This is a genomic window from Streptomyces lonarensis (assembly GCF_012033735.1).
Taxonomy (GTDB): domain Bacteria; phylum Actinomycetota; class Actinomycetes; order Streptomycetales; family Streptomycetaceae; genus Streptomyces; species Streptomyces lonarensis.
Window position 1 is genome coordinate 1 of sequence record NZ_JAAVJD010000201.1, and the last position, 9,732, is coordinate 9,732.

At 74.4% G+C, this 9,732-nt stretch carries 9 protein-coding genes and 1 pseudogene; 2 read left to right on the plus strand and 8 right to left on the minus strand.

All coding sequences use genetic code 11. The features are described 5' to 3' along the window. The first annotated feature begins 144 nt into the window (after positions 1-144). Positions 145-1,182 (plus strand): GlxA family transcriptional regulator, encoded by a 1,038-nt coding sequence (locus HCN56_RS19980; protein WP_167973121.1) that lies wholly within the window; start codon positions 145-147, stop codon positions 1,180-1,182. Between the two features lie 413 nt (positions 1,183-1,595). Here HCN56_RS19980 and HCN56_RS19985 read toward each other — a convergent pair whose 3' ends face one another. The 4 genes from HCN56_RS19985 to HCN56_RS20000 all read right to left on the minus strand — a co-directional run bounded on the left by HCN56_RS19985 (position 1,596) and on the right by HCN56_RS20000 (position 4,679). Further along, positions 1,596-2,522: a phosphoribosylaminoimidazolesuccinocarboxamide synthase gene (locus HCN56_RS19985; protein ID WP_167973122.1), complete on the minus strand. Its 927-nt coding sequence runs from the start codon at positions 2,520-2,522 to the stop codon at positions 1,596-1,598. A gap of 93 nt (positions 2,523-2,615) precedes the next feature. Then, positions 2,616-3,518: a hypothetical protein gene (locus tag HCN56_RS19990; RefSeq protein ID WP_167973123.1), complete on the minus strand. Its 903-nt coding sequence runs from the start codon at positions 3,516-3,518 to the stop codon at positions 2,616-2,618. Between the two features lie 136 nt (positions 3,519-3,654). Then, entirely contained in the window at positions 3,655-4,089 is a 435-nt protein-coding gene (locus tag HCN56_RS19995) for a DUF2267 domain-containing protein (protein ID WP_167973125.1), read from the minus strand. 152 nt (positions 4,090-4,241) lie between these two features. After that, positions 4,242-4,679 carry an Hsp20/alpha crystallin family protein gene (locus HCN56_RS20000; protein ID WP_167973126.1) on the minus strand — a complete coding sequence of 146 codons (438 nt, stop codon included), beginning with the start codon at positions 4,677-4,679 and terminating at the stop codon, positions 4,242-4,244. A gap of 136 nt (positions 4,680-4,815) precedes the next feature. On the opposite strand from HCN56_RS20000, the gene HCN56_RS20005 reads away from it, so the two are divergent. Then, positions 4,816-5,463, plus strand: a complete 648-nt coding sequence (locus HCN56_RS20005; RefSeq protein WP_167973127.1) for a type III effector protein — start codon at positions 4,816-4,818, stop codon at positions 5,461-5,463. Between the two features lie 216 nt (positions 5,464-5,679). Here HCN56_RS20005 and HCN56_RS20010 read toward each other — a convergent pair whose 3' ends face one another. From HCN56_RS20010 to HCN56_RS20025, 4 genes and pseudogenes are all read right to left on the minus strand, one after another. Next, complete coding sequence (locus HCN56_RS20010; protein WP_167973128.1) at positions 5,680-5,895, minus strand: DUF397 domain-containing protein; 216 nt, start codon at positions 5,893-5,895, stop codon at positions 5,680-5,682. Positions 5,896-5,986: 91 nt separating this feature from the next. Beyond that, positions 5,987-6,436, minus strand: coding sequence for a hypothetical protein (locus HCN56_RS20015; protein WP_167973129.1), 450 nt, complete (start codon positions 6,434-6,436; stop codon positions 5,987-5,989). Positions 6,437-6,763: 327 nt separating this feature from the next. Further along, complete coding sequence (locus HCN56_RS20020; protein ID WP_167973130.1) at positions 6,764-8,281, minus strand: N,N-dimethylformamidase beta subunit family domain-containing protein; 1,518 nt, start codon at positions 8,279-8,281, stop codon at positions 6,764-6,766. Positions 8,282-8,759: 478 nt separating this feature from the next. Beyond that, a pseudogene (locus tag HCN56_RS20025) lies at positions 8,760-9,732 on the minus strand (hypothetical protein); the annotation flags it as partial.

Below are 9,732 nucleotides of genomic sequence, written 5' to 3' on the forward strand. Positions count from 1 at the left end.
GCGGGACGCGAGAGCGGCGCGGGACGCGAGAGCGGCGCGGGACGCGAGAGCGGCGCGGGACGCGAGAGCGGCGCGGGTGGCAGGCCGACGCACGGAAGCGCGGCGACGCCGCCCGGCGGGCGCCCGAGCGGCCGGCCGCACCGGGTGGTGGTCCTCGTCCGTGACGAGGCGCTGCCCATCGAACTCGGCATCGTGCAGCAACTCTTCGGCAGCGCGCGGGCAGCCGGCGACGGCCGCCCGCTCTACGAGGTCGTGACGTGTGCGCTGCGACCGGGGGAGGTCACGACCGACGGCGACTTCCGTCTGGCGATCCGCAACGGCCCGGAGGCGCTCGCGACCGCCGACACGGCGGTGGTGCTCTCCTCCCACGCCGACTACGACCGGCCCGGGGGCGCGCTGCCGCCGGAGCTCGCGGCGGCCCTCGCGCGCATCCCGACCGGGGCCCGCATCGCCTCGATCTGCACCGGCGCGTTCGTGCTGGCGGCGGTCGGGCTGCTCGACGGCCACCGGGCGACGACGCACTGGCGGTTCACGGACCGCTTCCGGCGCCTGTTCCCCCGCGTCGTCCTCGACCCGGACGTGCTCTTCACCCACAGCCTCGGCGGTGGTCGGGAGGTGCTGACCTCCGCCGGGTGCGCGGCCGGGATCGACCTCTGTCTGCACCTGCTCCGCGAGGACGGAGCCGCCGTCACCAACGAGGTGGCGCGGGCGGCGGTCGTACCGCCGTACCGGGAGGGCGGGCAGGCGCAGTTCGTCCGCCGCCCGGTACCGGAGGTGCTCTCCCGCTCCACGACGGCGGCACGGGCCTGGGCGCTGGAGCACCTGGCGGAGCCGGTCAGCGTGGCGCAGCTCGCGGCATGCGAGTCGCTGAGCGTGCGGGCGTTCAGCCGCCGGTTCCGGGAGGAGACCGGGACATCGCCGCTGCGCTGGCTGATCGGCCAACGGGTAGCCCGGGCCCAGCATCTGCTCGAAGAGACGGACCTGCCGGTCGAGGCGGTGGCCGAGCGGTCCGGATTCGGTACGGCGGTGGCGCTGCGGCAGCAGATGCGCGCGGCGGTCGGCGTCTCACCGAGCGCCTACCGCGCCACCTTCCGCGGACCTCGCAGCGCCGCGAGCGGCGGCGGGAGCGGTTCGCCTGCGGAGGCGGCAGACGGGAGCCCCGCAGGGCTGCCGAGCAGCTGAGCCGGTGAGCCGGGTGGTCGGGCGAGCCAGGTGGTCGGGCGAGCCAGGTGGTCGGGCGAGCCAGGTGGTCGGGCGAGCCAGGTGGTCGGGCGAGCCAGGTGGTCGGGCGAGCCGGCGCGGGCCCCGGGGGCAGGCGACACGGGGCGGTCGACAACATCGCGGAGTAAGCGGCCGGTCAGGGCCGCCCACCCATGTGGGCAGGCCGGGCGTGTGCCGGTGGGAGCCGGCCGGGCCGGGGCAGGCCGCGCCGGGATGCCGCCCGGTCGGCGTTGCCACAACCGGGCGATGAGCAGGCCGTACCGCAGCAGCAGCAGCGGCCGCGGGGAACGCCGAACGGCGGGCGGTTCGTGCGAACCACCCGCCGTCCCGACCGGGTGCCCCCGAGGGTGGCGAGGTGCCCGGGACCGTCCGTGTCAGGCGAAGTCGTGCCCGGTGAGCAGGCGGTACGCCTCAAGGTAGCGGTCACGGGTCTGCGCGACGATGTGCTCGGGCAGCTCCGGCGGCGGGGTGTCGCCGTGGCGGTCCCAACCCGACTCGGACGAGGTGAGCCAGTCCCGGATGAACTGCTTGTCGTAGGAGAACTGCGCCCGCCCCGGCTGCCACTCCTCGCGCGACCAGAAACGGGAGGAGTCCGGGGTCAGCACCTCGTCCGCGAGGTACAGCGCGTCGTCCTCGCCCTCCGGGCTGCCGCCGCCCTGCGCCCAGCCGAACTCGAACTTGGTGTCGGCGAGGATGATGCCCCGCTCCCGCGCGATGTCCCGGGCGTGGTTGTACAGCGCGACGGTGGTCTGCCGCAGCTGGGCGGCCTCGCCGGCGCCGACCTTGCGGGCGATCTCCTCGTAGGTGACGTTCTCGTCGTGCTCCCCCACGTCGGCCTTGGTCGACGGGGTGAAGATCGTGGTGGGAATCTCGGAGCCGTCCTGCAGCCCCTCCGGGAGCATGACGCCGCAGATGGTGCGGTCGCGCCGGTACTCCGCCAGGACCGAGCCCGTGAGGTAGCCGCGCGCCACGCACTCCACCGGGGCCATCCGCAGCGGACGGCAGACGGTGACCCGCCCCGCCCAGTCCGCCGGGGCGCCCTCGGGCAGGTCGGTGGAGATGACGTGGCCGGGCGCGATGTGCGCCAGCCGCTCGAACCACCACAGCGACAGCTCGGTGAGGATGCGGCCCTTGTCGGGGATGACAGTGGGCAGCACCCAGTCGAAGGCGGACACCCGGTCGCTGGCGACCATGATCAGCTCGCCGGCCTCGTTGCGGTACAGGTCCCGCACCTTGCCGGTGTGCAGGTGCACCAACCCCGGGACCTCGGCGGGCTCAGGCACTGTCACGAATCCGGGCACGGTCTCTCCTCGGGGAGCACGGGGACGCTGTCTCGCGTTCATTCTCCCCCGGGAGCGGGACACCGAGGGCGCCGGGCCGCACCGCCGGACGGGTCACCACCGCGTTTCGGTCCAGGTCACCTCCTCAGGGGTGGGCGCGGCGAGCAGCGGCAGCGCGGTGCGGGCGGGAGTGTCCTGCCGGGCACAATCCGTCCGGACCTCGACGGACACGAACCACTGGGCGCCGCCTGACGCCGCGTCGCTTCCCGCGGAGCTTCCGCCACCGGCGGACGTACCGTCCTCGGAACCGCCCGGAGCCGCGCCGTCGGGCTCGAACTCCTGGTTGGACTCCTGGTTGGACTCCGAGTCGAACTCCGGGTCGGGCTCCGGGTCACGGGTGTGCTCCCGTGCCGTCACGGAGACCTCGTCGTCACCGTTGCGGAGATGGACGTAATGCTCCTCCTGGCGGAACCCGTCCTGCGGCTGCCGCCACCCCTCGCCCTCCAGTGCCTCTGCCATCCGGCGGACCACGGCGGCCCAGTCGTCCGCCGCCACCGGCAACGACCACGTGGCTTCCAACTGGTAGACGCCTGGTTCCAGTTGCTTGCTCATCGCCCGCATACCGGTCTGGTAGCACGGTGAGACGCGCAGCCGGGCGGTCTCGGGTTCCTGCTGCGCATCGTCGCCCCCGTCCCCGGTACCGACGCTGTCACCGACACCGGCATCGACACCGGCACCGGCGGGGGCGCCACCGCGGTCCGCACCGTCGGCGGCAGCGTCACCGTCCCCCGGGGCCACACCGTCACTGGTCTCACCCCTGGCCGCGTCGTGCGCGGTCTGGAGGGCGTTCTGCATCCGCCCGGTGGTCTCGCGCACATCGGCGCGCGGAACGGGCGGGCCGTCGACGATCCGGGCGCACCCCCACATGCCCGCCAGGACGATCAACGCCAACACCGCGAACCCGACGTGCCGCGCGCGGATCGGGCGCGCTCCGGAATGCCTCTCCGTCTCTTCCATACCGCTGACGCTAGGAGCCGGCCCACGCCCGGCAGGAGGGCGCGAATACTCAGATCGGGCACCGGTCCGGGGAGCCTGGGGTGAGTAGCCCCACCTGCCCCAGCCCTGTCCGGCCCCTCGCGGGGTCGGGCGGGGCTCAGGCGGCCTGAACCAACTGCGGTCGGCCGAAGAGCAGCGCGTAGCCGGAGGGCAGGGAGGCGATGGCCCGGTCCGTGACGGCGGGCCCGACGAGATGGGGGACGGCGGTCAGGACGGAGCCGACGTCCCAGCGGGTGGAGGCGAGACTGCGCCCGGTCTCTTCGGAGAGCCGCTTGACGAAGGCCCAGCCCGTCAGCGGGTGTTCCGCCGGCGGGGCGGAGCAGAGGAGCCGCGCCGCGTCCGGCGGCAGCAGGGCGGCGAGTTCGGAGCGCGCCGCGTCGTCGAGCTGGCTGCCCAGCGCGGTCAGCACGGTGCGGGTGATCTCCTCGGCCCGCTCGTGGGTGGGGTAGGCGCCCTCGTAGCGGATGCGCTCGATGAGGTTCCGGTACGGCGCGGTGGCGGACTCGGCTCGGGTCCGGGCGGGGAGGCGCATGGCCGGGTGACACCTTTCGTGGCTGGGCGCGGCGCCGATGGTCGGCGCGCGGGACCGTGACAGGGGCGGGCGGCGCACCCGGGAGAGCGGGCAGGGCGCGCCGCGGATGAGGCGGGCGGGACGAGGTGGACGGCGGTGGGCGGGGGTGGGCGTCAGCCGGAGATCTGGTGCCGGTCACCCTGGTGGCCGACGGTGATCTTGCGGGGCTTGGCTCGCTCCGCGATCGGGATGCGCAGGGTCAGCACGCCGGCCTCGTACTGGGCATCGATCCGGTCGACGTCGAGGGTGTCGGCGAGCATGACCTGCCGGGTGAAGACGCCGTGCGGACGTTCGGAGAGCTCCATCTGCACGGAGTCACCGACGGCGGAGGGGCGCCGCTCCGCCCTGACGGTGAGCATGTTCCGTTCGACGTCGATGTCGAGCGCGGCCGGGTCGATTCCCGGGGCGTCGAACGCGATGACGTACTGCTCGCCCTCGCGGTACGCGTCCATGGGCAGAGCCGAGGGGCGTGACCAGGTGCCGGCCGGGAGATCGGTGAACCGCTGGGCGAGACGGTCGAGCTCACGGAACGGGTCGGTACGCATCAGCATCGGGAAACACCTCCGAGTCCAGTCGTTGACGACTTCGCGGTCAGCGGGTCGCTGAGACAGTTATAGCGTGTCATCCATCGGATGACAACACGCACTCGTCATCCGATGGATGACAGATACGCGGTACGATGGGGCCATGCCCGCAGCAGAGGAGTCGACGACCTCGTTCCCCGGTTTCCCGTTCGCCGCCCACGCGGCGCTGACCGCCATGGGCGAGGCCCTGCGCGAGGCGGAGACGGAGGAACCACCCGGCGCGGCGGTGGCGGAACCGCCCTCCCCGGAGGAAGCGCTCGCCGCCCTCCTCCTGCTCCGCCTGCTCCGCGAGCGACTGGCGGAGTGGGAGCCGAGCCTGGTGGAGGCCGCACGGGACGCGGGCGCGAGCTGGGCCCAGCTCGCACACCCGATGGGCGTGGCGAGCCGCCAAGCCGCGGAGCGGCGCTTTCTGCGGTGCCGGCCCGGCGCCCCGGGAACGACCGGCGAGCAGCGGGTGCAGGCCGAGCGGGACCGGCGTGCCGCCGACCGCGTCGCGTCGCACTGGGCCAAGGACAACGCGGCCGACCTGCGGCGGCTCGCCGGGCGCATCAGCGCCCTGGGCGACCTGCCGGAGGCCGTCTGCGGGCCGATCGACTCCGCGATGGGCGACCAGGACGCAACGGCGCTGCTCCAGCCGCTGCGGGAAGCGCGCGGCCACCTGGACGAGCACCACACCGATCTGGCCGCGCAGTACGACGCGCTGCTCGCGCCGGAGGGTGAGCCCCGGTTCGAGGACGGCGCCGGACGCTGACCGGCGGCGGGGCGGTCGTGAGTGCGTCCGTGTCGCTGGTCAGGCGGTGCGGGGTCCTGGGGGTCGGTGGACGCCTCCGCCGCGGAGCGGAGGCGCGGACGACGCCGACCTGGGGGAGGGCGAAGCGGAGGAGGGCTTGGGCACGGCGCCCGCCTGGACGTACCGCGCCCACCCGTTCACACCGCTGCGGGACCACCGAGAGCCGCGTGGGAGCCGTCAGCGGGGAAAGCTCTGCCGTCGCACGGCCGCGGTGAAGGCCGACCACGTCGCGGGCGGGAACTCCAGCACCGCACCGCCCGCGTTCTTCGAGTCCCGCACGGGCACCGACCCCGGGAGGGAGCCGCGCGCGAACTCCACGCACTCTCCGCCGCTGCCGTCGCTGTAGGACGACCGCATCCACTCGGCTGATGCGCGGTCCTGGTTGGTGATCATGCGCGGTACTCCTTCGGAAGCGACTTCATGAGGGTCCTCGCGACCTCGGCTTCGAGATTCGCCGTGTCCTACCTGATCCGCGCGGCCGCCGTCACGTCCGGGTGCGCGTGTTCGCGTGGGCGGCGGCCGCGTCCGGTGCATGCGGCACGACCACGATCTGTACGTCGTCCTCGTAGACGACCCGCCCCGGGTCTGCGGAACGCAGAGCCCGACAGTCGACGCCGTGCTCGGACAGGATCTCCAGATAACCGGGGACGCGGGCGAGCAGATGTGTGGCTGACGGTTTGAACCACGCCGCCGCGCCGGGGTTGATCTCGTCGTCGTAGACGTGGGGGTCGACGGTCGAGGGGTCGGTGTACGCCGCCGTGTACCAATCGTTGTTGCGGCGGCGAAAGTTCTCCTGCTCCTCGGAGAGCCTCCCCTCCCTCGCCAGACTGTTGACGAGCCCGAAAACGCCGGTGAAGTTGCCTCGGCTGTTCCATTGAGTCGATTGGAAGCGTACGTACTGGACGGCCTCGCTGTCGCTGTCGGTGATCGCCATCGGCCCATCGTGTCACTGGCCCCCTCATGGCCCAACAGCGTCCACCACGAGGAGAGGACACCGGGACACGGATAAACGGCCTCTCCGTGGCGACCATCGCCCTCGCTGAGGAGCTCGGCGGGACCACGGCGGCGCCGCCGTGGTCCCGGAAAACGGTCACCGCCTTCCCGGTCGGCAGCTGAGCGAGCGTGGGCACCGAATCCCCGCCCGCCGCGGACCACGGCACGGCTTCGTCACAGCCGCCGAAGGAATGTCACCGCGGGTGCCGGAGCCGGCCCGTCGTCGACGGTCCGTCAGCCGCGCACCGGGGCCGTGGCGGCGGCCCGGTCAGTGGTCGGGGTCGCAGATGCGGTCGAGGAGGTTGGCGGTGGCCTGCTGGATGCGGTGGTCCTCGTGGCCGGGGCGGTCCAGCGCCGGCGACCACGCGAAGGTGCCCGAGGCGAAGACCCACGCCCCGCTGCGGGTGCGGTAGAGCGAGGTCTCCTGGTGGCGTCTGGTGCCGCTGTCGTCCTGGTAGGGGGAGTGGGCGAGGAGGACCCGCTCCTCGTGCGCGGGCAGCGGCACGCGCGGGTGGTAGCGGTCGGCCTCGCCGGCGACGAGTCCGGGCAGCGCGGTGCCCTCGCCGGCGCCGGTCTTGTCCCACAGCCAGTGCCCGGCGTTGCGGACGATCAGCGGGCTGGGGCGCGGTACCCGGCCGGCGTACTGGACGCCGAGGATCTGCTGCTCGGCCTCGCCCTGGTCCCGCCAGCGGGCGGGCCGGCCCGGGCCGCGGCGTTTGCGGCAGGTGAGGAGGCGGTCGCGGTCCCCGGAGGGGAGCGGGCCCAGTTCGACCTTCCAGTACATGGAGTTGGCGGAGAGGAAGACGAGGGAGGTGCCGAGGTCGCGGGCCTGCTCTACCGCCCGCCGCATCGGGACCGACCAGTACTCGTCGTGGCCGGGGAAGACGATGCCGCGGTAGCGGGTGGGGTCGACCCAGCCGGCGTGCAGGTCGCGCGCGGTGGCGTAGGAGAGGTCGTACCCCATCCGCTCGGCCCAGCGGATGACGTCGTAGGCGTGGCCGACGTGCAGCGGCAGCCCGGCGCCCGCGTACGGCCGGTCGAAGGAGACGGTCGTGGCGGCGCCGGACTCCCCCAGCAGCCGCCCCTGCTCGTCCCAGGCGTGGTAGAGGCTGGCGCCGGTGCGGCCGTCCTCGGGGAAGAGGTTGTACGCCTGCCAGGTGATGTCGGGCAGCACCAGCAGCAGGTCGGCCGGGCGCTGGTCGCGGACGGTGAACGGGATGTGGGAGCGGTAGTTGCCGTCGCCGGTGGTGAGCACGGCGACGTGGGCGCCGGGGCGCCAGGTGGGCAGCACCTGGTGGCGCCAGGAGAGCCACCAGTGGTGGCAGGAGACCGTCCGGTCGGCCACCATCGGCGAGGGCTGCCGGGTGCCGCTGAGTTGCGGGCTGCGGACGAGGAGTTCGGCGCCGTGGCCGCCGGCGTGGCCGATGCGGTAGATGTCGATGCTGAAGTCCTGCGGCGGGTCCAGCGTCACCCGGAAGTCGATGTGCTGGCCCGGCTCGACCACGCAGTTGGGGGTGAAGCCCTTGATCTGGCAGTGCTCGTCGTCCGGGGTCCGCGGGCCGCTGTCGCGCGAGCCGTCGTTGCGGGGATCTCGCTGCGGCGGGACCGACGCGGAGGCGCCCGAGCCGGCGATGCCCGGGTCCGCGTACCAGGCGACGGGGGTGCGCCCGCCGTCGCGATAGGTCTCCGTCCGGCGCAGCCAGGGAAGCGGCCCCTGACCGAACGGGTCGGAGACCGCATGAGCCAGTGCACCGGACTCCCAGCGCCGACTCTGATCCGTGTTCACCGACACGCCCCTCCCTCGTCGCGCCGCCCGGCCGGCCCGGCTCCCCCGGGTGCGACGACCCCACCCGGCCGCCGTCATGACCAGCACATCACATATTGCTAGCGCGTCATCACCGCTGGTCGTTCACCTGGTCAATGCTTTGCCGTCGGTCATCGACCGGACGGCCCGCTACGTGCGGCTATGGTCACGTACGGGTGATTCGCGGGGCTCGCGCGCGAGCGCCGCCCGCCCGGTCCGCACATCACCACGCGCCCGCGCGCCCCCTGTCGCGCTCCGGATCACGAGCTCCGGGCGCGCGGTGCGGGGAGGCCCCCGACGGCGCGCGCCGACCGCTCGGTGCGGTTCCCGTCGAGCGCGGCCCGGCACGGGGTGGGGGGTACGGGGGCGGGCGGTGCGGCAGCGGGCTCCCCCACCGACGCGGGTGGACGTCGGGGAAGCGGCCGCACGGGAACGCCCGGCGGGTCGGCGCCCGCGGGTGTCAGACACGCCGCACCAGCTTCTCCGAGTGCACCCCGACCTCGGCCAGCCAGCCGCGCAGCGGCTCGGGGTCGCCCTCGTCCACCAGGGCGAACACCGCGTCGGACAGGTCGGGGGCGCGCCCGCCGTCCACCGTCAGCACGGGACCGTCGAGCCAGTCCAGCGCGGGCGCGCCACCGGCGGTATCGACCACGGCGCGGCAGACGGCCGCGGCCACGTGCTGGGCAAGGAGCTCCCGTCCGCTGGGCGGCGGCGGGGCGGGGAACGCGAGGGGAGCGGCGGCGATGCTGCTGGCCGGGGCGACCGGTTCGGCCTCGTGCTCCGCCCGCGCGGTGGCGGTGGCGAGCCACGCCGCGAGCGCGTCGGTGAAGTCGCCGTCGTCGGAGGCGAGGCGCAGCAGGACGGCGCCGAGCGCCGGGGAGCGTTCGCCGCCCAGGGGCCGGGTGCTCTCCGCGCCGAGCGCGGCCGCCAGCCGGCCGGCGCGCTCCCGCCAGAGGCGGTCCACGATCTGCGCCGGGTAGGCCGACCAGTCGACCGCCTCCCAGACGGGCGCCGGGGCGCCGGGGGCGGCGGGCGGCGGGCCGTGGAAGAGCCGGGCCGCCAGCAGCGACACCTCGCGGTCGACCGCGCCGGGGTCCTCCAGCAGGTCGCAGGCGGGACGCTCGCCGAGGCGTTCGCCGAACCCGTCGGCCAGCCGGTCGCGCCGGGAGAGGTCGGTGAGCGAGGAGACGACCCCGGCGTTGAGCCGGCTGGGCCAGCGGCCCAGCCGCCAGGCCGGCAGCGCGACACGTGTCAGCAGGCGGTCCCAGCCCGCGTAGGCGAGGCCGACCTGCTCCTGCGCGGCCTGGCGGAGCGCCGGGTCGACATGGCGGGCGCGCGCGGAGGCCGCGGCGGCGACGCCGCGCTCCATCTCCGTGGCGTGGCTGCCGATGCGGCGCAGCATGGCGCGGGCGACGGCCGCCGCGGCGGCGGCC

Coding starts and splice junctions, on each gene's coding strand:
- HCN56_RS19990 (WP_167973123.1), bottom strand. CDS start 3,518: ATGGAAGAGACGGAGAGGCATTCCGGAGCGCGCCCGATCCGCGCGCGG.
- HCN56_RS20000 (WP_167973126.1), bottom strand. CDS start 4,679: ATGCTGATGCGTACCGACCCGTTCCGTGAGCTCGACCGTCTCGCCCAG.
- HCN56_RS20015 (WP_167973129.1), bottom strand. CDS start 6,436: ATGGCGATCACCGACAGCGACAGCGAGGCCGTCCAGTACGTACGCTTC.
- HCN56_RS20010 (WP_167973128.1), bottom strand. CDS start 5,895: ATGATCACCAACCAGGACCGCGCATCAGCCGAGTGGATGCGGTCGTCC.
- HCN56_RS19995 (WP_167973125.1), bottom strand. CDS start 4,089: ATGCGCCTCCCCGCCCGGACCCGAGCCGAGTCCGCCACCGCGCCGTAC.
- HCN56_RS20005 (WP_167973127.1), top strand. CDS start 4,816: ATGCCCGCAGCAGAGGAGTCGACGACCTCGTTCCCCGGTTTCCCGTTC.